The 24017-nt window shown below is 66.4% G+C and carries 21 protein-coding genes, 1 tRNA gene, 2 rRNA genes, 1 riboswitch and 1 other annotated feature (2 of these 26 only partly in view); of the genes, 17 read left to right on the forward strand and 7 right to left on the reverse strand.

From position 1 onward, the window contains the following. The 3 genes from ACQR50_RS00750 to ACQR50_RS00760 all read left to right on the forward strand — a co-directional run. Positions 1-1377: ribosomal RNA gene (locus tag ACQR50_RS00750) — 23S ribosomal RNA — on the forward strand; it begins 1446 nt to the left of the window's first position. A 168-nt stretch (positions 1378-1545) separates the two neighbouring features. Then, positions 1546-1660, forward strand: a 5S ribosomal RNA gene (gene rrf, locus ACQR50_RS00755). A 119-nt stretch (positions 1661-1779) separates the two neighbouring features. Further along, positions 1780-1856: transfer RNA gene (locus ACQR50_RS00760), tRNA-Met, on the forward strand. A gap of 191 nt (positions 1857-2047) precedes the next feature. On the opposite strand, the gene ACQR50_RS00765 is transcribed toward ACQR50_RS00760, so the two are convergent. Continuing rightward, entirely contained in the window at positions 2048-2632 is a 585-nt protein-coding gene (locus tag ACQR50_RS00765; protein WP_428969430.1) for a DUF4142 domain-containing protein, read from the reverse strand. A gap of 152 nt (positions 2633-2784) precedes the next feature. Between ACQR50_RS00765 and ACQR50_RS00770 the strand changes: the two genes are divergently transcribed. Then, entirely contained in the window at positions 2785-3204 is a 420-nt protein-coding gene (locus ACQR50_RS00770) for a DUF3597 family protein (protein WP_428969431.1), read from the forward strand. A 45-nt stretch (positions 3205-3249) separates the two neighbouring features. Here ACQR50_RS00770 and ACQR50_RS00775 read toward each other — a convergent pair whose 3' ends face one another. Next, complete coding sequence (locus tag ACQR50_RS00775) at positions 3250-4434, reverse strand: alpha/beta hydrolase-fold protein (protein ID WP_428969432.1); 1185 nt, start codon at positions 4432-4434, stop codon at positions 3250-3252. 323 nt (positions 4435-4757) lie between these two features. Between ACQR50_RS00775 and ACQR50_RS00780 the strand changes: the two genes are divergently transcribed. The 6 genes from ACQR50_RS00780 to ACQR50_RS00805 all read left to right on the forward strand — a co-directional run bounded on the left by ACQR50_RS00780 (position 4758) and on the right by ACQR50_RS00805 (position 8279). After that, positions 4758-5078, forward strand: a complete 321-nt coding sequence (locus tag ACQR50_RS00780; RefSeq protein ID WP_042487616.1) for a hypothetical protein — start codon at positions 4758-4760, stop codon at positions 5076-5078. A gap of 31 nt (positions 5079-5109) precedes the next feature. Continuing rightward, positions 5110-5487, forward strand: coding sequence for a CsbD family protein (locus tag ACQR50_RS00785; protein ID WP_428969433.1), 378 nt, complete (start codon positions 5110-5112; stop codon positions 5485-5487). 33 nt (positions 5488-5520) lie between these two features. Beyond that, entirely contained in the window at positions 5521-7008 is a 1488-nt protein-coding gene (locus ACQR50_RS00790) for a PAS domain S-box protein (protein WP_428969434.1), read from the forward strand. Continuing rightward, positions 7005-7187: a hypothetical protein gene (locus tag ACQR50_RS00795; protein ID WP_219018332.1), complete on the forward strand. Its 183-nt coding sequence runs from the start codon at positions 7005-7007 to the stop codon at positions 7185-7187. Before ACQR50_RS00790 ends, ACQR50_RS00795 begins: the two co-directional genes overlap by 4 nt. Positions 7188-7189: 2 nt before the next feature. Then, positions 7190-8071, forward strand: coding sequence for a hypothetical protein (locus ACQR50_RS00800; RefSeq protein ID WP_428969435.1), 882 nt, complete (start codon positions 7190-7192; stop codon positions 8069-8071). A 61-nt stretch (positions 8072-8132) separates the two neighbouring features. After that, the gene (locus tag ACQR50_RS00805; RefSeq protein WP_076714508.1) at positions 8133-8279 is read left to right on the forward strand and encodes an entericidin A/B family lipoprotein; all 147 of its coding nucleotides are present in this window, start codon (positions 8133-8135) and stop codon (positions 8277-8279) included. A 117-nt stretch (positions 8280-8396) separates the two neighbouring features. Here ACQR50_RS00805 and ACQR50_RS00810 read toward each other — a convergent pair whose 3' ends face one another. Beyond that, positions 8397-8714 carry a hypothetical protein gene (locus tag ACQR50_RS00810; RefSeq protein ID WP_428969436.1) on the reverse strand — a complete coding sequence of 106 codons (318 nt, stop codon included), beginning with the start codon at positions 8712-8714 and terminating at the stop codon, positions 8397-8399. Positions 8715-8802: 88 nt separating this feature from the next. Then, positions 8803-9023, forward strand: a riboswitch (cobalamin riboswitch). 214 nt (positions 9024-9237) lie between these two features. Between ACQR50_RS00810 and ACQR50_RS00815 the strand changes: the two genes are divergently transcribed. From ACQR50_RS00815 to ACQR50_RS00835, 5 genes are all read left to right on the forward strand, one after another. After that, positions 9238-11367, forward strand: coding sequence for a TonB-dependent receptor (locus ACQR50_RS00815; protein WP_428969437.1), 2130 nt, complete (start codon positions 9238-9240; stop codon positions 11365-11367). Then, positions 11354-12781, forward strand: coding sequence for a PepSY domain-containing protein (locus ACQR50_RS00820; RefSeq protein ID WP_428969438.1), 1428 nt, complete (start codon positions 11354-11356; stop codon positions 12779-12781). Before ACQR50_RS00815 ends, ACQR50_RS00820 begins: the two co-directional genes overlap by 14 nt. A gap of 83 nt (positions 12782-12864) precedes the next feature. Further along, complete coding sequence (locus tag ACQR50_RS00825; RefSeq protein ID WP_007405605.1) at positions 12865-13536, forward strand: glutathione S-transferase family protein; 672 nt, start codon at positions 12865-12867, stop codon at positions 13534-13536. After that, positions 13523-13882 carry a tRNA-binding protein gene (locus ACQR50_RS00830; protein ID WP_056432448.1) on the forward strand — a complete coding sequence of 120 codons (360 nt, stop codon included), beginning with the start codon at positions 13523-13525 and terminating at the stop codon, positions 13880-13882. Before ACQR50_RS00825 ends, ACQR50_RS00830 begins: the two co-directional genes overlap by 14 nt. Positions 13883-14048: 166 nt before the next feature. Further along, positions 14049-14981 carry an alpha/beta hydrolase gene (locus ACQR50_RS00835; RefSeq protein WP_428969439.1) on the forward strand — a complete coding sequence of 311 codons (933 nt, stop codon included), beginning with the start codon at positions 14049-14051 and terminating at the stop codon, positions 14979-14981. Between the two features lie 124 nt (positions 14982-15105). Here the strand turns inward: ACQR50_RS00835 and pepN are convergent, their stop codons facing one another. Further along, positions 15106-17709: an aminopeptidase N gene (gene pepN / locus ACQR50_RS00840; RefSeq protein ID WP_428970608.1), complete on the reverse strand. Its 2604-nt coding sequence runs from the start codon at positions 17707-17709 to the stop codon at positions 15106-15108. A gap of 138 nt (positions 17710-17847) precedes the next feature. Here pepN and ACQR50_RS00845 point away from each other — a divergent pair, with 138 nt between their 5' ends. Both ACQR50_RS00845 and ACQR50_RS00850 read left to right on the forward strand, forming a co-directional pair. Beyond that, positions 17848-19554, forward strand: a complete 1707-nt coding sequence (locus ACQR50_RS00845) for a M28 family metallopeptidase (RefSeq protein WP_428969440.1) — start codon at positions 17848-17850, stop codon at positions 19552-19554. Positions 19555-19705: 151 nt separating this feature from the next. After that, complete coding sequence (locus ACQR50_RS00850; protein WP_428970609.1) at positions 19706-20521, forward strand: NAD(P)-dependent oxidoreductase; 816 nt, start codon at positions 19706-19708, stop codon at positions 20519-20521. Here ACQR50_RS00850 and ACQR50_RS00855 read toward each other — a convergent pair. From ACQR50_RS00855 to ACQR50_RS00865, 3 genes are read right to left on the reverse strand one after another with little or no spacing between them, the layout of a single operon-like run. Continuing rightward, the gene (locus ACQR50_RS00855; RefSeq protein WP_428969441.1) at positions 20431-21351 is read right to left on the reverse strand and encodes a DMT family transporter; all 921 of its coding nucleotides are present in this window, start codon (positions 21349-21351) and stop codon (positions 20431-20433) included. The genes ACQR50_RS00850 and ACQR50_RS00855 overlap by 91 nt on opposite strands. Further along, positions 21348-22364 (reverse strand): threonine aldolase family protein, encoded by a 1017-nt coding sequence (locus ACQR50_RS00860; RefSeq protein WP_428969442.1) that lies wholly within the window; start codon positions 22362-22364, stop codon positions 21348-21350. Before ACQR50_RS00860 ends, ACQR50_RS00855 begins: the two co-directional genes overlap by 4 nt. 59 nt (positions 22365-22423) lie before the next feature. Beyond that, positions 22424-23905, reverse strand: coding sequence for a SulP family inorganic anion transporter (locus tag ACQR50_RS00865; protein ID WP_428969443.1), 1482 nt, complete (start codon positions 23903-23905; stop codon positions 22424-22426). Between the two features lie 69 nt (positions 23906-23974). Continuing rightward, positions 23975-24017: a sequence feature (sul1 is cis-regulatory element that is thought to sense ions involved in sulfur or methionine metabolism; They are found in Alphaproteobacteria), on the reverse strand; it runs 13 nt beyond the window's last position.

Genomic DNA, 24017 nt, shown 5'->3' on the forward strand with positions numbered 1-24017 from the left:
ACCACGTTAATATTCGTGGGCCTGGTGGTGTGTGACGGATGGTGTGTGTTGTCTGACCTTATCGGATTGGTCAGGCTTCGAAACTGTCCCGGGAAATAGCCCCACCGTATAGACCGTACCCGAAACCGACACAGGTGGTCAGGTAGAGTATACCAAGGCGCTTGAGAGAAGTGTCCTGAAGGAACTCGGCAAATTGCCTCCGTACCTTCGGAAGAAGGAGGCCCCATGTAAGCGCAAGCTCTCATGGGGGGCACAGGCCAGGGGGTAGCGACTGTTTAGCAAAAACACAGGGCTCTGCTAAGTCGGCTTCAAGACGACGTATAGGGCCTGACGCCTGCCCGGTGCCTGAAGGTTAAGTGGAGGAGTGCAAGCTCTGAAATGAAGCCCAGGTAAACGGCGGCCGTAACTATAACGGTCCTAAGGTAGCGAAATTCCTTGTCGGGTAAGTTCCGACCTGCACGAATGGCGTAACGACTTCCCCACTGTCTCCAGGACATGCTCAGCGAAATTGAATTCTCCGTGAAGATGCGGAGTACCCGCGGTTAGACGGAAAGACCCCGTGCACCTTTACTGCAGCTTCAGAGTGGCATTGGACAAGAACTGTGTAGCATAGGTGGGAGGCTTTGAAGCATTGGCGCCAGCCGATGTGGAGCCATAGGTGAAATACCACCCTGTTGTTGTTTAATGTCTAACCTCGTACCGTGAAACCGGTACAGGGACCCTCTGTGGCGGGTAGTTTGACTGGGGCGGTCGCCTCCTAAAGAGTAACGGAGGCGCGCGAAGGTTGGCTCAGGCCGGTTGGAAACCGGCTGTTAGAGTGCAATGGCATAAGCCAGCCTGACTGCGAGACTGACAAGTCGAGCAGAGACGAAAGTCGGTCATAGTGATCCGGTGGTCCCTCGTGGAAGGGCCATCGCTCAACGGATAAAAGGTACGCCGGGGATAACAGGCTGATAACCCCCAAGAGCTCATATCGACGGGGTTGTTTGGCACCTCGATGTCGGCTCATCACATCCTGGGGCTGGAGCAGGTCCCAAGGGTTTGGCTGTTCGCCAATTAAAGTGGTACGTGAGCTGGGTTCAGAACGTCGCGAGACAGTTTGGTCCCTATCTGCCGTGGGCGTCGAAATTTGAGAGGAGTTGACCCTAGTACGAGAGGACCGGGTTGAACGTACCTCTGGTGTACCTGTCGTCGTGCCAACGGCGCAGCAGGGTAGCTATGTACGGACGGGATAACCGCTGAAAGCATCTAAGCGGGAAGCCTCCCTCAAGATAAGATTTCTCAGGACGGTCGAAGACCACGACCTTGATAGATCGGATGTGGAAGTGCGGTAACGCATGGAGCTAACCGATACTAATTGTCCTATTCGCGCTTGAGAGCTCCACACCCCCACCATCAGCCCTGGGCTACGATGGCAGGGTGCGGTCATTACCAAGCCAGTGCACGCATCGATTTTATACCCACACCCCCCGAAGCGAGGCCTCCTCTCCTCGGGGACCCCATCAAGTACCACTTGATGGGGATTGTTATTCGCGGACTCTATTGCCTGGTGGCCATAGCGTCGGTGTCCCACCCGATCCCATCCCGAACTCGGCCGTGAAACCCGACTGCGCCAATGGTACTACTGCTCAAGCAGTGGAAGAGTAGGGCGTCGCCAGGCATTACAGTCCGCGAATACTAAAAACCCATTCACATGTTTCCTCGGGCATATCGGCCCGGGGCGCTAAGCCCCACGACACCACGCTATGCACGCGTGCCGCCGTGCGGCTCAGCTGACGTCGCGGGGTGGAGCAGCCCGGTAGCTCGTCAGGCTCATAACCTGAAGGCCGCAGGTTCAAATCCTGCCCCCGCAACCATCACCACACACCACTCGCCGCCCCCACGGGCGGCGTTGTCGTTTGAGGCATACGACGCCCTCAACCCCGGCCGAACATGGCACCACGCATCACGCGGCCCACCTTGCCCCATGCGAAAAGGGGCAGACATGGCCTTCGCCATGCCCGCCCCTCCAGCCGATCCGCAGATCGATAAACGTCGCAACCCTGCCTTACGCCTTCAGACCCTTCGCCATGTTCAGATGCGCCGTCACCGTCGGCACCAGATCGCTCGCAAAGCTCTTCAGCGCAGGGGCGTCGCCCGTCGTCGCATATCCCTTCAGCGCATCCAGCGTCTGCTGATGCCCCGACGTCTGCGCGGCGATATACGCCGCGTCAAAGGCCTTGCCGTTCAGCGACTTCAACTGGTCCAGCGTCGCCTGCTGCTGCGCGTTCAGCGTCGCATCGGGGGTCAGCGCCGGGCTCATCCCGGCGGTCAGCGTCTTCAACTTGGCGGTCGAGCCGGTATGGGCGTCGATCATCTTCTGGGCATAGGACTTCACCGAGGCCGAAGCGCCGTTGGTGAGCGCGAGCCTGGACGTCTCGATCTCGAAGGCGTCGCTGGCCGCGGCCGTGTTCACGAAGCTCTGCGCCGCGCTTGTGGCAGGGGTTTGTGCCGGGGCGGGGGCGGACGCATCCGCCTGGTTGTACGTATCGGCACTGTTCGTCGTGTAGGTCGACGAATTGTCCTGCTTCTGGCCACAGGCCGCCAGCGCAAGCAGGGCGGTGGTCGCAATGAAGGTCGAACGGATGGTCATGGCAAACCCCTGAAAAGACGACAGATGCTGTCTAAGCGTCTGTCGCGCCATGACGTTCCCGCAGGGGCCATCTCGTCGAGGGAGCGGACCCGCAGGGCGCTTGCGTCGTTAGAGCGGGCATCGTCTCATCCGATCAGCGAAGGAACCACCCGATGAGCATTTTCGGCAATATCCTGAACAAGATATTCCACCATGGCAGCAAGGCCGAAGCCGCCCCTGCACCGTCACCCGCACCGGCCCAGGCACAACCCGCACCCGCCGTTGCCCCCGCACCGGCTCCGGCCCCCGTCGCGGCCCCGACCCCGGCACCGCAGAATGTGGATGTCGGTGCGGTCCTGTCGGAAATGGCGTCGATGAAGGGCGGCGGGGGCAATTATCAGAGCTCTATCGTCGATCTGCTGAAGCTGCTCGACCTGGATTCGAGTCTGTCGGCACGCAAGGAACTGGCCAATGAACTGGGCGTGCATGCCGCCGAGGACGGCTCGGCCGAGCAGAATATCGCGCTTCACAAGGCGGTGATGGCCAAGCTCGCCGAAAATGGCGGGATCGTGCCCGACAGCCTGCGGAACTGACGATCCGAAAGGGGCGGCGGTCCGCACGACCGCCGTCCCTCCTCCTCAGTCCCGGAACAGCAGCGGTGCCATCGCCTGAAGACTGCGCCGCCACGTCTGGAATTCGTGGCCCGTGCCCTCCGAGACGTAGAAGACATTCCTGATCCCGGCGGCCGTCAGCGCGACGGCATTGGCGCGGGGATCGCTGCGTGGGCCACCGGGCGGACCGCTGCGCCCTCCCTCCAGTTCGCGACTTCCGAAGCTGACAAAGGTGAGTTTCACCTTGTCCCGATAACCCGGCGTCGCCTTTACATCCTCCGGCGACATGGTGCCGCCGCTGAGCAGGCCGATATAGGCAAAACGGTCGAGGTGCCTGGGCGCGATCAACTTCGTCTCGAAGCCGCCCATCGACAGCCCGGCCATGGCGCGGTGGCGCTGGTCGGACAGGGTGCGGTAATGCCCGTCGACATAGGGGATCAACTCGTCCAGCAGCACGGTTTGAAAGGGGCGGATGTCGAAACTCGCCAGACCGCCGGGCGCGCCGGGGCGGATGGTGTTGGTCATGCCATAGGTCATGACGATCAGGAACGGTCGCGTCTTCCCGGCCGCGATCAGATTATCCATGATGAGGTTGGCATGGCCCTGATTGGACCAGGCGGTCTCATCCTCGCCCCAGCCATGCTGGAGATACAGCACCGGATAGCGATCGCGCGTGTTCCGGTCATAGCCGGGCGGGGTGTAGACGAAAGCGCGTCGCGGCGCGCCGGTGCTGGGCGACGGGAACAGGATCTGTTCGACCCGGCCATGCGGCACATCCTTCAGCGCATAGAAATCCGCGTCATGCGCCGGAATCTCGATGCCGCTTTCCCAACGGGTCGAGCCATAGAAGTTCAGCGTCCCCGGATCGTTGAAGGTGCCGCCATCGACCGTCAGATGATAATAATGAAATCCCTCGTCAAGCGGGCCTTCCGACGTTCCCGTCCAACTGCCGTCGGAGCCTTTGGTCAGGACGGTGCCGCCGCGTCCGCCCAGCCCCAGGCTGACCTTCACCGCCTTGGCATCGGGGGCGGTGATGCGGAAACGGGCATATCCCTGCGAATTGACCTGCGGATAGGACTGGCCAGGCTGGTTGAGCGAAGAGGGGCGGAAATCCTCGATCACCGCCGGTGGGGCGGTCTGGGGCGTGGTCTGAGCAGGGGCCATGGATGCGGCCATCGTCACCGTTAAGGCGGCCGCCAACAGGATCTTCATCGATCATCCTCCCTCGTCATCCGTTGGTTCATTTCGACCATGTCGGAGGGGGGGATGGTGCCGTTTATGGCCCGATCACACAAGGCGGTTTGGCAAAAAACAAAGCGGAGACAATGGCTTGCCTGTGAAATCCTTTGCGGCGCCGCCACGTTCGTCGAATGGGTGATCGCGCCGCGCGCCGGCGTATATGCCCGCCGGCGCCTTTAAACTGGTAGAAGACTACCAACCATTCCCGCAAAAATACCAGGAACGGCTTAACTTATCATAAGTTGTACCCGGCCAGATCGGTCGCATTTCGCCGCCGGTCGCATGGGAGCAACCGGGTGGCCAAAATCCTCGCAAGCATCGGCATCGCGCTCGTCGCGGTGGCGTGCACCCCGCCATCGACGCGGATCGCCACCGGGCTGGAGCGCTATGGCCTGGACAGCCAACGTTCGACCTGTGTCGGCCAGCGGCTGGAGCGCAACCTGTCGCTGGGGCAGCTGCAACAGCTGGGCAATGCCGCCGCGGCTTATCGCCGTGACGATCCAAATCCCGGCCAGCTGACCGCAGGCGATCTGATCCGGGTCGCAGGCGAGATCAAGGACCCGAAGATCGCATTGGAAGTCGGCAAGGCCGCCGCCACCTGCGGCGTGGCTCCCTGACATCCTTTCATTTCATTTTCGGAGACGAACGATGAACAAGCATGAACTGCACGGCAATGCGCGCCATTTCGGTGGCAAGGTGGAAAAGACGATCGGCGATGCGGTCGACAGCCGCGACTGGAAGGTGGCGGGCGTCACCGATCAGGTGGCGGGCAGCGCCGAGCATCTGTTCGGTCGTGCCCAGTCGGTTGCGGGCGATGTGGCGGATGCCACCCCCAGCCTGATCGAGGAAGCGCGCGAGCGGATCGGCGAGGCCACCGATCGGTCGGTCGCGGCCGCGCGTCGCGGCTCGGAAAAGGCCGTGGACGCGGTGCGCGCCAATAACAGCAATAACGGCGTGGTCTGGGCCGTCGTCGCGGCGCTGGGCGGCTATGCGCTCGCCGCGCTGATCCACGGACGCCGGGACTAAGGGCCGGACAGCTTGGCGCCCTCGCTTGCCACCATGCGGGATACCGTCGACCTCCGGCACCTGCGACAGATCGTCGCGGGGCTGGACGAGGGGGTGATCCTGGTCGATCCCGACCAGAGCCTGCTCTGGGCGAACGACGCCGCGCTGGCGATGCACGGGGTCGAACGCCTGGAACAGCTGGGCCGGACGGTGGATGAGTATCGCCGCCGCTTCCGCCTGCGCTACCGGAACAATCACCGGCTGGAGGCCGACGACTATCCGGTCGAGCGGGTCGCGGCGGGCGAGTCCTTCTCCGAGGTGGTGGTCGAAGTCGCGGTCGAGGGCGAAAAGGACCCGCGCTGGGTCCATCAGGTGCGCAGCCTGGTGCTGAACGACCGCGATGACGGCGAGCCGACCTGCGTCGTCCTGATCATCCAGGACGTCACCGCCCGTTATGAGGCGGAGGATCGGTTCGAACAGTCGTTCAACGCCAACCCGGCGCCCGCGATCATCTGTCGTCTGGCCGATCTGCGGTTCGTCAAGGTGAACCAGGGCTTTGTCGAGATGACCGGATTTCCGCGCGACCAGGTGCTGTGCCGGACCGTCTACGACATCGACGTGCTGCGCGGGGCCGAGCGGCTGGAGCTGGCGAAGGAGCGGCTGGCCGAGGGGCGGACCATTCCGCAGATGGAGGCGGAACTGGCGCTGCCGGGCGGCGGGACCAAGCTGGTCATCGTTGCGGGCCAGCCGATCGACATGGGGGACCAGCCCTGCATGTTGTTCACCTTCGCCGATCTGGAGCCGCGCCGAAAGGCCGAGTCGGCGCTGCGCCACAGCGAGGAGCGGTTCACCCGCACCTTCCAGATGGCGCCGGTGCCGATGGCGATCGGTGCGCGCGACGGCCATGTGCTGTGCGAGGTCAATGCCAGTTTCGCCGAGCTGACCGGATATGGCACGACCGAGATCATCGGGCGCTCGCTGGCCGATGTCGGGCTGTGGGCGAACGACGCGGCACAGGCCGAGATCGAGGCCGCGATCGACGACGGTCGCGACCTGCGCGGGGTCGAGGCGCGGATCGTCGCTAAGGACGGCGGGTGCAGCGACTGCCTGGTGTCGACCGAGCTGATCACGCTGGGCGGCGACACCTGCGTCCTCTGGGCGTTCCAGGACATCACCCAGCGCAAGGCGACCGAGCTGGAGCTGGTCGAGGCGATCGACGCGGTGATGAAGGACACCAGCTGGTTCAGTCGGTCGATCATGGACAAGCTGGCCCGGCTGCGCGCGCCGCAGGACGAACTGGGCGGCGCGAGCCTGGACGACCTGACCGCGCGCGAGCGTGAGGTGCTCGGCCTGATCTGTCGCGGGCTGGACGACAAGAGCATCGCGCGGGCGCTGGGCGTGTCGGGCAACACGGTGCGCAACCATGTCGCGCGCATCTACGCCAAGATCGGCGTCAACCGCCGCACCGCCGCCACCGCCTGGGCGCATGCGCGCGGCTTCGACGGCGAGGGTGCGCTTGGCCGACGGGAGGTGCCCGCATGAGCGACAAGAATTTCAGGAATCCGACCGATCGCGTGCGTCATGCCAAAGGGGCGGCACGCGAGACGATCGGGAAGCTGATCGGCGACGACGCCGCCATCAGCCAGGGGCGCAAGGAACAAGAGGCGGCGGCCCGCACCAAAAAGGCCGGTCCCGCCCAAGAACCGAAAGAACAGGAGTGAATATGGCTACGCATGTAACGCCCGGCTATGCGCCGGTGGAAGAGGGCGCGATCGTCCGCGCGACCCGTCGCATTTCGTGGGGCGCGATCTTTGCCGGTGTGGTGATCGCGGTTGCGGTCCAGCTGGTGATGGGCATCCTCGGCACCGGCATCGGCCTGTCGATGGTCGACCCGGTTCAGGGTTCGACGCCGGGCGCGGCGGGCTTCGGCATCGGGGCGGGCCTGTACTGGCTGATCACCACCGTCGTGGCGCTGGGCGCCGGTGGCTATGCCGCGGCGCGCGTGTCGGGCGTGACCGAGAAGTTCGATGCGCTGGTCCACGGTCTGGTCGTGTGGGGCGTCACCCTGCTCCTGACCATGTATCTGCTGACCTCGGCGGTCGGCGGGATCATCGGTGGCGCGTTCCGTACCGTCGGCGCGGTGGCGGGTGCCGCCGGTTCGACCGTGGGCGCGGCTGCTCCGAAGGTCGCGCAGGTCGCGGGCGTCGATCAGAATGACGTGCAGGCCGAAGCCGCCAAATATCTGACCGAAACGCCCGCCGATCCGGCGCAGATGACCCCGGAACAGGCGCAGAAGGAAGTCGCCAAGCAGCTGCCCGCCATGGCGCGCGGCGGTGCGGACGGCGCCCGGGCCGAAGCGCGCGTGGTCGACATCGTCGCCGCCCAGCGCAAGATCGGCCGCGACCAGGCCCAGGCCCAGGTGAATCAGGCCAAGGCCGAATTCGTCCAGACCAAGAACGAAGCCGTCGCCAAGGCCAAGCAGGCCGCCGATGCCGCCGCCGGCGCCGGTGCCAAGACCTCGTTCCTCCTGGTGCTCGCGCTGCTGGTCGGCGCCGGTGCCTCCGCCTTTGGCGCAACGGCGGCCAGCCGCCGTCGTCTGCGCTGAGTACCCGCGGCGGGCCAGCGTATCGGGCCCGCCGCACCCCCCTTTTTTCGAGGAGATCGTCATGACCAAGAAGATCGCTCTGGGTGCTACCCTGTTCGCCGTCCTGACCCTGTCGGCCTGCAACACCGTGAACGGCGCAGGCCGCGACCTGCGTTCGGCCGGTGCGGCCGTGTCCGACGCCTCGGGCCAGGACAAGCCGAAGAAGTAACGGGAAGGGCAGGGGCGATGCGTCCCTGCCCTTATTATATTCCTCCCCTGAAAGGGGCGGTGGCGCGCACAGCGCGTCGGAGGGGTGTCCCGCTATCGAGAGGGCGACACCCCTCCGTCAGGGCTTCGCCCTGCCACCTCCCCTGCCAGGGGAGGATTTCTTCATGGTTTCAGGCGGCACATCCGCCTCGACCAGTTCGACGACCTCGAACCGATACCCGACCCAGCCGCGCTGCCGCACCGCTTCCGCCATGGCGGCATCGTTCGCCACCGCCGCCTTGCGCGACTTGGCATGGCCCCAGAACACTTCGGTCCTGCCCCCGCCCAGATCGGCGACGATCCGCCAATAATGGGTGAAGGGCTGCGATGTCGGGCCTATCGTCTTCACATAGCCATCGGGCATCGTCGCGATCAGATAACGGTTCCTGCGTGCCATGCCGCCGCCATAGCGCAACGACGCCGCGACCTCATCCCGCTTGACGCCCTCCGTCGCCGCCGCGTAGCGATACGAGGCCGGAATGATCCGGCGATATGATCGCGCCGGTTCTCCCGACAAGGGAGATTAAAAGGGAACACGGTGAGGGGGCTTGGCTCCCCAAATCCGCGGCTGTCCCTGCAACTGTAAGCGGTGAGCGGCGATGCACGGATCGGCCATGGGCGATCCAGCCACTGGGGCAACCTGGGAAGGCGCATCCGTCCGCGACGACCCGTGAGCCAGGAGACCTGCCGGCGTCAGGTCGCTCATGCCCGGTCCAGGGGATGGTCGAGGCTAGGTCTGTTCCGACGAGCGACGCCATAAGTGGCGGAGGCGCATGGGTGGCCCTGTGGAATGCGGAAAACGGCGTGCCGCACGCAGGTCACCCGGCTGCCCGAAATCGGGCGGCAAGGCCTCGGCTTGTTCGCGACAAGACGCTATGGGCTTTGAAATGATATATCGTAACAGATTCGGACAGGTTCCTATGGTCCTGTGGGGTGGCGCGGCGCTTCTGCTGGGGGCGACGCAGGCAAGCGCGCAAAAGGCGGAGGAACAGGGGGGCGACGCCACCGTGCTGGTGATCGGCACGCGGGAGAAACAGGCGCTCGACACACCCAATGCCACCGGCAGTCGCCTGGGCCTGACGCCGATGGAGACGCCCGCCAGCATCGCATCGCTCGACGGCGGGACGATCCGCGCCCGCGGCGATGTGTCGATCGTCGAGGCGGAGACGCGCGCGCCCGGCCTGTCGAGCGTCGCCAATCCGGGCAATGGCGGCACGGCCTTGGCCGCGCGCGGCTTTTCGGGGCAGGGATCGGTGCTGCAACTGGTCGACGGCGTGCGGCTGTTCCCGGCGGCGGGGACGATCACCTTCCCGACCGATCCCTGGATGGTCGAGCGGATCGATGTGCTGGGCGGCCCTGCCTCGGTCCTCTACGGGCAGGGCGCGCTGGGCGGCGCGGTCAATGTCGTAATGCGCGCGCCCACCGCGCAGACCCATGGCCAGGCCGAGATCGGTTTTGGCGGGCAGGACAGTTTCCGCGCCGCCGCCGGGCTGGGCGGGCCGCTGACACCGACACTGGGTTACCGCGTGGATGCCAGCTATCGCCGGTCCGACGGCTATGTCGATCGGGGGCAGTCGGACAGCGTCGCGCTGTCGGGGACGTTGCGCTGGTCGCCGTCCGCGACACTGGCGGTGACGGTGCGCGGCGATCATGGCGACCAGCGGCCCATGCCCTATTTCGGCACCCCGCTGATCGACGGGCGGCTCGACCTTCGGGGGCGGGATCGCAACTATAATGTCGGCGACGGGCGGATGCGGTACCGCGACGACCGCGCCTCGATCCGGGTCGACTGGAGTCCCAGCAGCGCGGTCAGCCTGTCCAACATCGCCTATGTCCTGACCAGCGACCGTTTCTGGCGCAATCTGGAGAATTATTGCTGGGTCGGTGCGAGCGGCGCGTGCGCGGACGGATCGACGGGTATTCCGGCCACGATCCGGCGGAGCAGCAATTACGGCATCCGTCACGACCTGACCCAATGGGGCGATCAGGCCAGCGTGACGTGGCGCACGGGACTCGCGCCGGGCATCGCCAACGCGCTGGTCGTCGGGGTGGACGCCAATCTGGTCCGCTTCACCCATGAGAACGACTTCGGCTCGGTCGAGCAGATCGATGCGGTCGATCCCTTCGCCTTCGATCCCGGTCATTTCCTCGATACGCAGGGAATCGCCCCACGCTATCGCACCCGCACCACCGCACTGGCGGTGTTTGCCGAGGATCGGGTAACGCTCGGCCCGAAATGGTCGGTGGTCGGCGGCGTCCGTTACGAGGTGGACAATGTCCGTCGCTGGACCGTCGCCACGCCGGATCGCTTCGTGCTGGAAAAGACGTTCCGCAACGCGACGTGGCGCGCGGGGCTGGTCTATCAACCGGTGCCGACCCTGTCGCTCTATGCGCAATATGCCACGGGCGTCGATCCGCTGGGCACGCTGACCACCGTGTCGACCGGGCAGGTGCAGTATAGCAACGCGCGCGGGAACCAGGTCGAGGCGGGGGCCAAATGGCTGTTCGCGAGCGGACATGGCACCGCCACGCTGACGGCCTATCGCATCGTCAAGACCGGGTTGCTCGCCCAGCGCACGCTGGCGAGCCCCGTCGAGCAGGTCGGGCAACGATCGTCGCAGGGCGTCGAGGCGGCGGTGACGCTCGATCTGCCGCAGGGCTTCGGGATCGATGCAAACGGCACGCTGCTCGATGCGCGGTTCGACGATTTCCGCTCCGGCGGCGTGGATTATAGCGGCCGCACCCCGCCGAACGTGCCCGAGGCGCTGGCCAATCTCTGGCTGCGCTGGGATGCCACGGCCAAGCTACAGGCGCGCGCCGGGCTGCGTTATGTCGGGCGTCGCTTTTCGGACAATGGCGAGGCGTTCCGCATCCCCGGCTATGCGACGGTGGACACGACCTTGTCCTATGCGCTGACGCCGCATCTGGCGGTCGATGTCCGCGCCTATAACCTGTTCGACAAACCCTATGCGGTGACGGCCTATGGCGACCAGCAATGGATATTGGGTCGCCCGCGCGCGCTGGACATCGGCGTCCGTGCGGGGTTCTGACCGGCCCTGGGGGAAGGCGGCATTGCGGCTCGCCTTCCTCACCCATCGCTGGGTCGGGATCGTCACCTGCCTGTTCTTCGCCATATGGTTCGCCAGCGGACTGGTGATGCTTTACGTGCCCTATCCGTCGCTGCGCCCGGCGGAGAACTGGAAGCACGCGCAACCGATCGACTGGGCGCGGGTCGGCCGACCGCCCGTGGCACCCGACGCCCGGCGGATCACGCTGGAGATGCGCGACGCCGCACCGGTCTGGCGGATCGAGAGCCGTGATGGCGACACCCGCATCCTGTCGGCGGACGGCGGAGCGGTCGCTCCCGTCGATGCCGCCCTCGCCGCACGCGTCGCCACGCGGTTTGCAGGGCCGGTCCGCCATGCCGAGCGGATCGCAGACGACCAATGGACGGTGGCGAACGGTTTCGACCGGCATCGCCCCTTGTGGAAGATCGCGCTGGCCGATGCGGCGGGGACCGAACTTTATATCTCCAGCCTGACCGGCCAGCCGGTGCAGCGGACGACACGGGGCCAGCGGTTCTGGAACTGGCTGGGCTCGGTGCCGCACTGGATATACCCGACCCTATTGCGCCGCGACCGCGAGACTTGGCGGCAGGCGGTGATGTGGGTGGCGGGCCCGTGCATCGCGGTGGCGCTGACCGGCCTGTGGGTCGGCATATTGCGGCTGCGCGCCGGGCGGCGGCGCTATCGGGGCGGGCGGGTGACGCCCTATCGCGGCTGGATGCTCTGGCACCATGTCAGCGGGCTGGCGGGGGCTGCGATGCTGACCAGCTGGATCGTCAGCGGCTGGCTGTCGGTCGATCCGGGGCACGCCTTTGCCGGGGGCGAGTCGCCTGCCGCGATGATGCGGGCCTATGCCGGGCAGGCGGGGCAACCGCACGACCTGAACCGGTTGGCCCGGATCGCACCGGATGCCCGCACGGTCGAGTGGAGCGGGGACGCGGGGTTCGCGCGGATCGCGATCGATCGTGCCGCGCCGCATCCGCACTGGCTGGAGCAGGCGACGCTAGCCCCCGCCCAGGCCGCCGATCCGTTACGCGCGGCGATGCTGGTGCCGGGCGGACGGCGGGTGGCGCGCGAGTGGCTGGCGCGACCCGACTTCTATTGGACCGACGCGACGCGGTTGCCGCTCTGGCGGTTGCGGTTCGACGATGCGGCGGCGACCTGGCTTTATGTCGATCCCGACAGCGGAGCGCTTGTCGAGCGGCAGGACCAAGTACGGCGCGCCTATCGCTGGGTCTATACGCTGCTCCACACCTGGGACTGGCCGTGGCTGACCGCGCATCATGGGGTCTGGACCGGCTGGATGTGGCTCTGGTCGCTGGCCGGTTTGGTGCTGTCGATCAGCGGTGTCGTGCTTGGGCAGCGGCGCCTGCGTCGCCCCGCGCGCGGAAAAAGATGAAAGCGTCGCCCTGCGCGCGGGAAAGGGTGAAAAGCACGCCATCGGGGTTGGCGTCGCGCGTTCCGCCCGCTTAAGTGGGCGGCATGTGGCAACTCTACCAATTCCCGCTCTGTCCCTTTTCGCGCAAGGTCCGGCTGTTGCTGGGCGAGAAGGGCGTCGGATACGAGTTGGTGCGCGAGTCGCCATGGCAGCGGCGCGACGAGTTTCTCGACATGAACCCTGCCGGGCAAACCCCGGTGATGGTCGATGAGGAGCGTGGCGTGCTGCTGGTCGACTCGATGGCGATCAGCGAGTTTTTCGAGGAAACGGTCGAAAAGTCGGCGATGATCAACGGCACCGCCGTCGGTCGCGCCGAAATCCGGCGGCTGGTGACGTGGTTCGACACGCATTTCTATCAGGACGTGACCGGCCCGCTGCTTCACGAACGCATGGTCAAGCGCGTCGCGCGCACCGGCAGCCCCGATGCCAAGGGCCTACGCGAGGCGATGAAGGCGGCGGTCGGGCATCTCGATTACACCGATTATCTGCTCGACCATCGCAACTGGCTGGGCGGGGCGACGATGAGTCTCGCCGATCTGGCGGCGGCGGCGCAGATTTCGGTCGCCGACTATCTGGGCGGCATCGACTGGAAGGGGCATGAACAGACCGCGCGCTGGTATCGCGGGCTGAAAAGCCGCCCCTCCTTCCGCCCGTTGCTGTCCGAGCGGATGGAGATGGTCACCCCGCCGTCGCATTACGACAATGTCGACTTCTGACGCCCCCGCCACCCGTATCGGGATCGAGGATTTCCTGGCGGTCGACATCCGTGTCGGCACCGTCATCGCCGCCGAACCTTTCCCCGAAGCGCGCAAGCCCGCGATCAAGCTGACGATCGATTTCGGCGATGTGATCGGCGTGAAGCGCTCCTCGGCGCAGATCACGCGGCATTATACGCCGGAGACCCTGGTCGGTCGGCAGGTGGCGGCGGTGGTCAATTTTCCGCCGCGCCAGATCGGGCCGATGATGTCCGAGGTGCTGACCCTGGGCTTTCCCGATGCGGAGGGGCAGGTGGTGCTGATCGCGCCGGATTTGCCTGTACCCAATGGGGGGCGGTTGTTCTGAGGGTTTCCCTTGGCCTTCGACCTCGCTCAGGGTGAGCGCAGTCGAAACCCACGCCCCCCACTAACCCAAATTGTTAGCCTTAACATTACCCCTTGCGCCCTACGCCGCGAAGCGTACCATCCCCGTCCGACCGTAGGGACATAACCCACGGAGGACAGGAGGGGATATGAAGTCCAAACGCTGGGCCGGCCATGCGCTGGCCGCTTTGCTAACGCTCTCGGTGGCGGCACCTGCCATGGCGCAGGCCGACAAGATGGCACCGATCGCCATACCCGCACAGCCGACCGCCATTCCGCTGAACACCGGGCCGTTGCCGGGTGCGAAGAACAAGGAAAGCTGGCACAGCCAGTATAATAGCGTGTTCGCCCGCAACGTGACCGAGGCGACGCTCACCCCCTTCCTGCCCGATCCCGCCAAGGCGACCGGTGCCGCCGTCATCGTCGCGCCCGGCGGCGGTTTCCGTACCCTGTCGATGCAGAACGAAGGCTGGGACGTGGCCAAGGCGCTGGCCGATCGCGGCATTGCCGCCTTCGTCCTGAAATACCGGCTGAACCAGACGCCCGCCGATATGGGCGAGTTCGAAAAATCGATGGCGGCGATGTTCTCCAGCGTGGCGCGCCCCGCCGCGCGGCCAAACCCGGATGAGGCGTTGAAGGGCCTCGCGCCCCAGATCGCTGATTCCCGCGCCGCCTTCGCGCTGGTCCGCCAGCGGGCGGGCGAGTGGAAGGTCGATCCGACCCGCGTCGGCATGGTCGGCTTTTCGGCGGGTGCGATGCTGACCGTCGCGACCGTCCTCGACGGACAGGCCAAGCCCGCCTTTATCGGCGACATCTATGGCCCGCTTCAGCCGATGACGGTGCCCGCCAACGCGCCGCCGATGTTCGCCGCGATCGCCGCCGACGATCCGCTGTTCGCGGGCAAAGGCTTCGGGCTGATCGACCAGTGGATGGCCGCGAAGAAGCCGGTCGAGTTCCATCTCTACGGCCAGGGCGGCCACGGCTTCGGCATGTATCCGAAGAAGACGACCAGCACCGGCTGGTTCGACGCCTTTTATCGCTGGATCGTGATGGAAGGGTTTTTGACCGCCAAGGCCCAGTAACATTCCTCCCCTGTAAGGGGAGGGGACCATCCGAAGGACGGTGGAGGGGTGTCGCCATATCGAGAGCGGGACACCCCTCCGTCAGGCTGTGCCTGCCACCTCCCCTGCAAGGGGAGGAATAAGGTTAGTCCAGGCTCTTCGACGCCTGCTCGAACAGATCCTTCGACAGGCCCGGCGTCTCGACGATCCGCACCAGCTCGGCACGCATCAGGGCCGAGCGCTTGGCGTCGAACCGGCGCCAGCGGCCGAGCGGCGGCAGCAGCTTGGCGGCGGTCTGCGGGTTGAGCCGGTCGAGCGCGATCAACTGCTCGGACAGGAAGCGATAGCCCGAACCGTCGGCGGCGTTGAACGCGCGCTGGTTCACCCCGAACGCCCCCAGCACCGCCCGCGCGCGATTGGGGTTGGCGAGCGTAAAGTCGGGATGCCGGACCAGCCGCTCGACCACCGCGCCGGTGTCGCTGCGCGACGACAGCGCCTGGGTCTGGAACCATTTGTCGAGCACCAGCCCGTTACCGGCATAGCGCGCATGGAAACGCGCCAGCGCCTCTTCCCGCTCGGGCGCGTCGGAATTGACCAGCGTGGTCAGCGCCGCCTGCCGGTCGGTCATGTTGTCGGCCGCCTCGAACTGCGCGAAGGCCAGCGCGGCGGCGTCTTCCGCACCGCTGGCCGCGATATAGCCGAGCGCGACGTTGCGCAGGCGCCGCCGCCCCTTGGCCTCGGGCGAATAGACGTAAGAACCCTGCGCCAGCTCGGCATAAAGCCGCCGCCAGGTCGGCAGCAGCGCCTGGCCCAGTTGCGTGCGCAGCGCCTCGCGCGCGGCATGGATCGCGTCCGGGTCGACCGTGGCGAGCTGGTCGCCGATGAAATTCTCCGACGGCAACAGCACCGCCTCGGCGAGGAAGGCGGTTTCCAGCCCCTCGGCCTCGAGCGTGCGGGTGACGGCGTCGATCACCGCCTCGCCCTTCATCTCGCCATGGATCGTGCCCGCGACCAGCGTGTCGAGCATCAGCTGCTGCATCGCTTCGTACCGGGCGAAGGGGTCGTCGTCATGCGCCGACAGGAAGGCCAGGTCTTCGGCCGTGCGGTCGCTCTCGACCACGATGGGGGCGGAAAAGCCGCGATTGATCGACAGGACGGGACGTTCGGTGATGGTCTCGAACACGATCGTCTCGGCCACCTGGTCGAGCAGGACCAGCGTCTCGTCGGTCAGCGGGCGGCCGGTCTCCGCGCCGAACAAACGGACCTTGAGCGGCAGCAGCATCGGCTGCTTCATGGTCTGCCCCGGCGTGGCGGGGACGTGCTGAGCCAGGCGCAGCTCGGCGCGGCCCCCGCCGGGTTCGTGGGACAGGCCCGCCGAGACACGCGGCGTGCCCGCCTGGGAATACCAGAGGCGGAATTGCGACAGGTCGACACCGCCCGCTTCCTCCATGCAGGCGACGAAATCCTCGCAGGTGGCGGCCGTGCCGTCGAAGCGATGGAAATACAGGTCGGTGGCGGCGCGGAACTTCACCGGCCCCAACATGGTCGCCATCATGCGGATCAGCTCGGCGCCCTTGTTATAGATGGTCGCCGTATAGAAATTGCTGATCTCGATATAGCTTTCGGGGCGTACCGGATGCGCGAGCGGACCGGAATCCTCGGGGAACTGGCTGGCGCGCAGGCCGCGCACATCCTCGATCCGCTTGACCGCCGCCGATCCCTGGTCGGCGGAGAAACACTGGTCGCGATAGACGGTGAAGCCTTCCTTCAGGGAAAGCTGGAACCAGTCGCGGCAGGTGATCCGGTTGCCCGACCAATTGTGGAAATATTCATGCGCGACGACGGCGGCGATCGCGTCGTAATCGTAATCGGTCGCGGTGTCGGGGTCGGCCAGGATGTAGCGGCTGTTGAAGATGTTCAGCCCCTTATTCTCCATCGCGCCGAAATTGAAATCGTCGACCGCGACGATGTTGAACACGTCGAGATCGTACTCGCGGCCATAGACGCGCTCGTCCCACGCCATCGACAGCTTCAGCGCGTGGAGCGCATGGTCGGTCTTGGCGATGTCGGCGGCGCGGACCCAGATGCCCAGTTGCACCTCGCGCCCGCTCATCGTGGTGAAGGTCGAGGCATTGACCGCCAGGTCGCCCGCCACCAGCGCGAACAGATAGGAGGGCTTGGGGAAGGGGTCGTGCCACTCGGCCCAATGCGTGCCGTCGCCATTCTCGCCCTGGGCAATCGGATCGCCATTGGCCAGCAGCACCGGGTAACGCAGCCGGTCCGCCGTCATCCGCACCCGATAGACGCTCAGCACATCGGGCCGATCGGGGAACCAGGTGATGCGGCGAAACCCTTCCGCCTCGCACTGGGTGCAGAGATTGCCGCCCGAAGCATAGAGACCCATCAACTGGGTGTTGCTTTCGGGCGCGATCGACACCTCGGTCTCGACGACATGGGAATCGCCGGTGAGCGGCACGACCAGCTGCTCGCCCTCGATCCGCCAGTCGTTGACGGCCACGCCATCGACCTTGACCGACAGCGGCGTCTGCCCGGCACCGTCGAGCCGCAGGGGTTCGTCATGCGGGCCGCTGCGCGTGACGGTCAGCGCGGCGTGGACGCGGGTGTCAGCGGGGTCCAACGCGAAGTCCAGCGCGATCTGCGGCACCTCCCAGGCGGGAGCGCTGTAATCCTCGCGCCGGATGGCGGCGGGGGTGATGCTGGGCTGGGCGGCGCTGCGCTGAATGTCCATGACGGAAATATAGCCGCGCGCACCCGCTGCGACCACCGGGCTGGCCATGAAAAACCGGAACGGTGCGTCATGGGCGGGGTTGATCGGCCCGGATGGCGTGATACGCCTGTGCCACACCATTTCCCCGAAAGGTCCTGCATGTCGCGATCGACGGCTCTGCTGCCGCTGTTTCTCCTGTCCACCGCCGCGATCGCGCATGATCACGATCACCTGCATTATCAAGCCGCTAGCACCGCGCCGGTCGAGGCGAAGGCGCAGCGCAGCCCGGCCGAACGCAATGCCGTCATCACCGCCGCCCTGCCCGAGGATCAGGCCGCGATGAAGGCGCATGTGATGTTCCTGGCGTCGGACGCGATGGCCGGACGCGAGGCGGGGACCCGCGACTATGACATCGCCGCGCAATATGTCGCCGCGCAATTCTATGCGGCGGGGCTGCGGCCGGGCGGCGACCAGGGCGGCTATCTGCAGAAGGTGCCGCTGGTCGCGTATAATGTCGCCGACAAGGGCAGCGCCATGTGGACCCCGGCGGGCGGCCAGGCGCAGGAACTGGTCTTCGGCGAGGACTTCGTGCCCTCGCCCGTGCCCAATGCGAAGGAAACCAGCCTGTCGGCGCCGGTCGTCTTTGTCGGTTACGGCATTGATGCCGCGCAATATGGCCTGACCGATTACAAGGGCGTCGACGTCCGCGGCAAGATCGTCGCCTTCGTCCCCGGCACGCCCGAGGGGCTGGGCGGCGAGGAGCGCGCCTTTTTCGGATCGGCGGGGAACAAGGCCTCGCTGGCGGCGGCGCGCGGCGCGGTCGGTGCGATCCAGATCGACATGCCGCGCGCCGGGGGGCGGCAGCGGCCCTTCGCCATGCTGGCCCGCTATTACAACGCGCCGCGCGTGACCTGGGCGAACCCGGACGGCACCGCCCATGCGATGACGCCGACGACCCCGGTGCTGGGCACCCTGTCGCAGACGGGCGCCGCCAAGCTGTTCGGCAAGGGTTGGGACGCGGTGGTCAAGGCCGCCGCCGCGCCGAAGCCCGGCTATAAGCCGCTGACCGCCAAGGGCCAGTTGACGGTCGCGTCCAAGACCAGCTTCAAGCCGATGGACAGCAGCAACGTCATCGGTCTGATCCCCGGCAGCGACCCGAAGCTGAAGGACGAGGTCGTCGTCCTGTCCGCGCATCTCGACCATATCGGCACCAATGAGGGCGGCGAGGGTGACCGGATCAACAACGGCGCGCTCGACAACGCCATCGGCATCGCCAGCCTGATCGAGGAGGCCAAGCGCTTCAAGGCTGCCGCCGCGCCCAAGCGGACCGTCATGTTCCTGGCGGTGACGGCGGAGGAAAAGGGGCTGGTCGGCTCCGACTATTTCGCCAACCACCCGACCGTGCCGCTCAAGTCGATCGTCGCCGACGTCAATCTCGACATGCCGATCCTGACCTACAAGTTCGAGGATATGGTGGTGTTCGGCGCGGACCGCTCGACGCTGGGGCCGATCGTGCGCAAGGCGGTGGGGGCGATGGACCTGCCCGTCTCGCCCGATCCGATGCCGGAGGAGGGCATCTTCGTCCGCTCCGACCATTTCCGCTTCGTGCAGAAGGGCATCCCCTCGGTCTTCCTGTGGCCGGGTCAGAAGGGGCCGGGCAAGGCCGCGGTCGAGGATTTCATGAGCCACCGCTATCACCGTGTCGGCGACGAGATCGACCAGGGCATCGACTGGAGCCAGGGGCCGCGCTTCGTCAGCGTCAACTACGCCATCGCCCGCGAGATCGCCGACGCGCCCGAGCGGCCGGTGTGGAACAAGGGCGATTATTTCGGCACGCTCTACAAGGGGCCGATGGCAGCGAAGTGAGCAGCGGTGAGGCGTCTTGCAGCCAAGCCGCCCTCCATCCGTTCCGCCTGAGCGATGTCGAAGGCAATGCGGAACTGCCGGTCCGTGTGCTTCGACTTCGCTCAGCACGAACGGAGGTTTGAGTTTGGTCGGTCGTCTCTTCGTCTTCGGCATGGGCTATGCCGCCGGTCACCTGGCCGCCTTGCTGGAGGGGCGCGGCTGGTCCGTCATGGGGACGACCCGCGACGGGCGCGGCGGTACGATCCGTTTCGACGACCGTGACGGCGTGGAGGCGCAGGTCGCCGCCGCCACGCATATCCTGTCCTCGGTCCCGCCCGAGGGGGAGGTCGATCCGGTGCTGGTCACATATGGCGCGGCCCTTGCGAAATCGGGCGCCTGGATCGGCTATCTCTCCTCGACCGGCGTGTATGGCGATACCGGCGGCGCCTGGGTGGACGAGACCGCCCCCATCGGCTCGGGGCGGCGCGCGGCACGGGCGGCGGCGGATGCGGACTGGCAGGGCTTGGGTGCACGGGTGTTCCGGCTGCCCGGCATCTATGGCCCCGGCCGCTCGCCGATCGACCGGGTCCGTGCCGGTCGCGCGCACCGCGTGGGCCTGCCCGGGCAGGTGTTCAGCCGGGTGCATATCGCCGACATCCTATCGGGCGTGATCGCCGGGTTCGACGGGCCTGCGGGGGCCTATAACCTGTCCGACGATTTCCCGTGCGACCAGGATGCGGTCGTCGCCTATGCCGCCGAACTGGCGGGGGTGGCGCCGCCGCCGCTCGTGCCGCTGGAGAGCCTGTCGGCGGCGGCGCGCGGTTTCTATGCCGAGAACCGGCGGGTGGCGAACGGCAAGGCCAAGCGGGTGCTGAACTGGCGCCCGCTTTATCCCGATTACCGGTTGGGCCTGCGCGCCTTGAGCGCGATAACCAGCCCGACCGCCGTCACCGCCGCGCCCGCGCCCGCCAGCAGCGACCAGCGATAACCCTCGAACACCGTCGACAGACTCATCGCGATGACCGGCACGATCACGCTGGAATAGGCCGCCTTGGCCGGGCCGATCGCACGCAGCACCCGGTAATAGAGCGGAAAGGCCAACGCCGAGGCGAACAGCCCGAGATAGAGGATGCCCAGCACATAACCGGTGCGCATCTCGAATACCGGCGGGCCGTTCAGGCTATAGGCGATGATCGCATCCAGCGCCGATCCGATCAGCATCGCGACGCTCAAGGTCGCGTGCATCGGAAAACGCTTGGCGGTCTTGGTCGCCTGCATGACGTTCGCCGTGGAGGCGGACAGGATGGCGACGATGGTCAGCGCGATACCGGTCAGCGCGCGCGCCGGTCCCGCCGGATCGACCCGCGCCTCGTGCACGAACAGCAGCGCCGCCCCCGCCATCGCGATGGCGGAGCCGAGCAGCAATTGCCGCCCCATGCGCTGTCCCAGGAAAAGGCGCGCGAACCCCGCATTGGGGATCAGCAGCATCGCGAAGATCACCGCGACCAGCCCGGAGGTGATGTAGCCTTCGGCATGATAGACGAAGTTGAAGTTCAGGACGAACTGGAACAGCCCTATCCCGGCGGCGAACAGCAGGCCGGTGGTGCCGAGGCGGAAACTTTCCCGCCGGGCCAGCGCGAAGGCCCCCATGGCGAGCCCGCCGACCAGGAATCGATAGCTGACCGACCAGGTGGCGGGGACGACCGAAATCTGGTCGCGGATGACCAGCCAGGTCGATCCCCAGATCAGCGTGACGATCGCAAAGGGGATCAGGACGGCGGCGCGGGTCGAGCGGGGGGCGGTGTCGAACTCGCTCATGTCGTGCTCGTATCCAGGGCGGCGATCGCGTCGGCAAGACGCGCGACATGCTGGCCGTCCGTGTCCCAGGCGGTGACGAGGCGGATTTCTCCCTCCGCCCAGTCGTAAAAGTCGAAGCCCTGCGCACGCAAGCGGGCGGCTTCCTCGGGCGTGGCGCGCAGGAAGACCTCGTTCGCCTCGACCGGATAGACCAGTCGTTCCCCGGCCGCGCCCGCCAGCCGCTCGGCACAGGCATTGGCGAGCGCGCCGTTGGCGATCCACAGGTCGTTCTCGACCATCGCCAGCACCTGCGCGGCGAGATAGCGGCCCTTGGACATCAGCAGGCCTGCGCGCTTGCGGCGGCGGCGGGTGGTGTCGGCCAAGCCGGGCTTGAAGAAGACCAAGGCCTCGGCACTCATCGCGCCGTTCTTGACGAAGCCGAAGGACAGCGCGTCCACGCCCGACTGCCAGGTCAGCGCGGCGGGCGTGCAGCCCAGCCGCGCCACCGCATTGGCGAAGCGCGCACCGTCCATGTGGAAGCTCAGCCCCCGTTCCTTCGCCAGCGTGCCGATCGCGGCGACCTCGTCGGGGTTGTAGACCCGGCCATATTCGGTGGCGTTGGTGATCGAGACGGCATGCGGCTGGACCCGGTGCACGTCATTGGCGATGGCGTCGATCACCGACCGGATCGTGTCGGGGGTCAGCTTGGCGCCCTCGCCATCGGCGAGCATCAGCTTGGCGCCGTGCGTGTAGAATTCGGGCGCGCCGCCTTCGTCATTCTGGATATGCGAATCGCGGTGGCAGACCACGCCGCCATGGGGCGGGCAGAGCGCGGCCAGCGCCAGGCAGTTGGCGGCGGTGCCGGTGGGCACCCACAACACCTCTACCTCGGTGCCGAACAGCTCCGACAGCCGTCCGTCCAGCGCCTTGGACCAGCGGTCGCCGTCATAGGCACTGTCCATCTGGTCGGCGGCGACGATGGCCTCCATCACCTTGGGATGGATACGGGCGGCATTGTCCGAGAAGAAGCGCATGGCTCCGGCGTTTGGGGGAGGCGGCGGAACAGGTCAACACCGCTCCCCCATATGGTGCCTCAATGCGGCGCGAGGCCCAGCTCGACGCCCGTCTTGTCGTGCAGCGCGAAGCGGTCGACCAGATCGGCGCTCGCCTGGTTATAGCCGATCACCTCGACACCGGCCCCGTCGCGGCGCAGCCGGGCGACGATCTTGTCGAGCGCGCCCACGCCCGAAATATCCCAGAAATGCGCCGCCGACACGTCGATCACGACATCGCGGCCCGGCTCCGCCTGGAAGGCGCGGGTGAAGCGGTCGACCGAGGCGAAGAAGATCTGGCCGGTCACGCGGTAGCGCACCGCCTCACCCGTCTCGATCCGCTCGACCGCGAACAGGCGACGGACCTTTCCGGCAAAGAAGATACCCGACAGCAGCACGCCCGCCGCCACACCCTTGGCCAGGTCATGGGTCAGGACGACCACCACGACCGTGACCAGCATGACCACCGAGGATGTCGGCGGATGGCGGCGTAGATTCGGGATGGAGTTCCAGCTGAACGTGCCGATCGACACCATCACCATGACGGCGACCAGCGCGGGCATCGGGATACGCCCGACAAAGGGACCAAACCCGGCGAGCAGGATCAGCAGGACGACTCCGGCGGTCAGCGTCGACAGCCGCTTGCGCCCGCCCGAGGTCACGTTGATCACCGACTGGCCGATCATCGCGCAACCGCCCATGCCGCCGACCAGCGCGGCGGCGATGTTGGCGCCGCCCTGTCCCATGCACTCGCGACGCTTGTCGCTGTCGGTGTCGGTCATGTCGTCGACGATCTGCGCGGTCAGCAGCGATTCGAGCAGGCCGACCGCAGCCATGGTCAGCGAATAGGGCAGGATGATGCGGAGCGTCTCCCAGGTCAGCGGCACATTGGGCAGCGTCAGGCTGGGCAGTCCCTCGGGCAGGCGGCCCATATCGCCGACCGTGCGCACCGGCAGGCCCATGGCGATGCTGATCCCCGCCAGCACCAGGATCGCGACCAGCGGCGAGGGCACCGCCCTGGTCACGCGCGGCAGCAGGTAGATGATGGCAAGTCCGGCGGCGACCATCGCATAGCTGTGCCACGTCACCCCGGTCAGCTGCGGCAGCTGCGCCATGAAGATCAGGATGGCGAGCGCGTTGACGAAGCCGGTGATGACCGAGCGCGAGACGAACTGCATCACGAGGTCGAGGCGCAGCAGCCCCGCGGCGATCTGGATCAGGCCCATCAGGATGGTCGCGGCAAACAGGTAATCGACGCCGTGCTCGCGGACCAGCGGCGTGACGACGACCGCGACGGCGGCGGTCGCGGCGGAGATCATCGCGGGCCGCCCGCCGGTAAAGGAAATGACGATCGCGATCGCGACCGAGGCATAGAGTCCGACGCGCGGATCGACGCCCGAGATGATCGAAAAGCCGATCGCCTCGGGGATCAGCGCGAGGGCGACGACCAGCCCGGCGAGCACGTCACGGCGTGCGTCTCCCAGGTCGGAGAACCATTGGGTTCGATAGGTTTGAACAGTCATGAAATACCAGAATGTCGCGCATGGCGGCGCGCGTCCTGACGGCAGGAGCGGGGATAGGGCCATGCATTCTGTTGTCCGGCGGATCGGCGGCCGGAATAGCCACCCGGAATTT

The sequence above is a fragment of the Sphingomonas sp. Xoc002 genome (genome assembly GCF_050408055.1).
Lineage (GTDB): Bacteria > Pseudomonadota > Alphaproteobacteria > Sphingomonadales > Sphingomonadaceae > Sphingomonas > Sphingomonas yabuuchiae.

Excerpts from the sequence above, each read along its gene's own strand:
- ACQR50_RS00765 (WP_428969430.1), bottom strand. The coding sequence starts at position 2,632 with ATGACCATCCGTTCGACCTTCATTGCGACCACCGCCCTGCTTGCGCTG.
- ACQR50_RS00770 (WP_428969431.1), top strand. The coding sequence starts at position 2,785 with ATGAGCATTTTCGGCAATATCCTGAACAAGATATTCCACCATGGCAGC.
- ACQR50_RS00775 (WP_428969432.1), bottom strand. The coding sequence starts at position 4,434 with ATGAAGATCCTGTTGGCGGCCGCCTTAACGGTGACGATGGCCGCATCC.
- ACQR50_RS00785 (WP_428969433.1), top strand. The coding sequence starts at position 5,110 with ATGAACAAGCATGAACTGCACGGCAATGCGCGCCATTTCGGTGGCAAG.
- ACQR50_RS00790 (WP_428969434.1), top strand. The coding sequence starts at position 5,521 with ATGCGGGATACCGTCGACCTCCGGCACCTGCGACAGATCGTCGCGGGG.
- ACQR50_RS00795 (WP_219018332.1), top strand. The coding sequence starts at position 7,005 with ATGAGCGACAAGAATTTCAGGAATCCGACCGATCGCGTGCGTCATGCC.
- ACQR50_RS00800 (WP_428969435.1), top strand. The coding sequence starts at position 7,190 with ATGGCTACGCATGTAACGCCCGGCTATGCGCCGGTGGAAGAGGGCGCG.
- ACQR50_RS00805 (WP_076714508.1), top strand. The coding sequence starts at position 8,133 with ATGACCAAGAAGATCGCTCTGGGTGCTACCCTGTTCGCCGTCCTGACC.
- ACQR50_RS00810 (WP_428969436.1), bottom strand. The coding sequence starts at position 8,714 with ATGGCACGCAGGAACCGTTATCTGATCGCGACGATGCCCGATGGCTAT.
- ACQR50_RS00815 (WP_428969437.1), top strand. The coding sequence starts at position 9,238 with ATGGTCCTGTGGGGTGGCGCGGCGCTTCTGCTGGGGGCGACGCAGGCA.
- ACQR50_RS00825 (WP_007405605.1), top strand. The coding sequence starts at position 12,865 with ATGTGGCAACTCTACCAATTCCCGCTCTGTCCCTTTTCGCGCAAGGTC.
- ACQR50_RS00830 (WP_056432448.1), top strand. The coding sequence starts at position 13,523 with ATGTCGACTTCTGACGCCCCCGCCACCCGTATCGGGATCGAGGATTTC.
- ACQR50_RS00835 (WP_428969439.1), top strand. The coding sequence starts at position 14,049 with ATGAAGTCCAAACGCTGGGCCGGCCATGCGCTGGCCGCTTTGCTAACG.
- pepN (WP_428970608.1), bottom strand. The coding sequence starts at position 17,709 with ATGGACATTCAGCGCAGCGCCGCCCAGCCCAGCATCACCCCCGCCGCC.
- ACQR50_RS00845 (WP_428969440.1), top strand. The coding sequence starts at position 17,848 with ATGTCGCGATCGACGGCTCTGCTGCCGCTGTTTCTCCTGTCCACCGCC.
- ACQR50_RS00850 (WP_428970609.1), top strand. The coding sequence starts at position 19,706 with ATGGGCTATGCCGCCGGTCACCTGGCCGCCTTGCTGGAGGGGCGCGGC.
- ACQR50_RS00855 (WP_428969441.1), bottom strand. The coding sequence starts at position 21,351 with ATGAGCGAGTTCGACACCGCCCCCCGCTCGACCCGCGCCGCCGTCCTG.
- ACQR50_RS00860 (WP_428969442.1), bottom strand. The coding sequence starts at position 22,364 with ATGCGCTTCTTCTCGGACAATGCCGCCCGTATCCATCCCAAGGTGATG.
- ACQR50_RS00865 (WP_428969443.1), bottom strand. The coding sequence starts at position 23,905 with ATGACTGTTCAAACCTATCGAACCCAATGGTTCTCCGACCTGGGAGAC.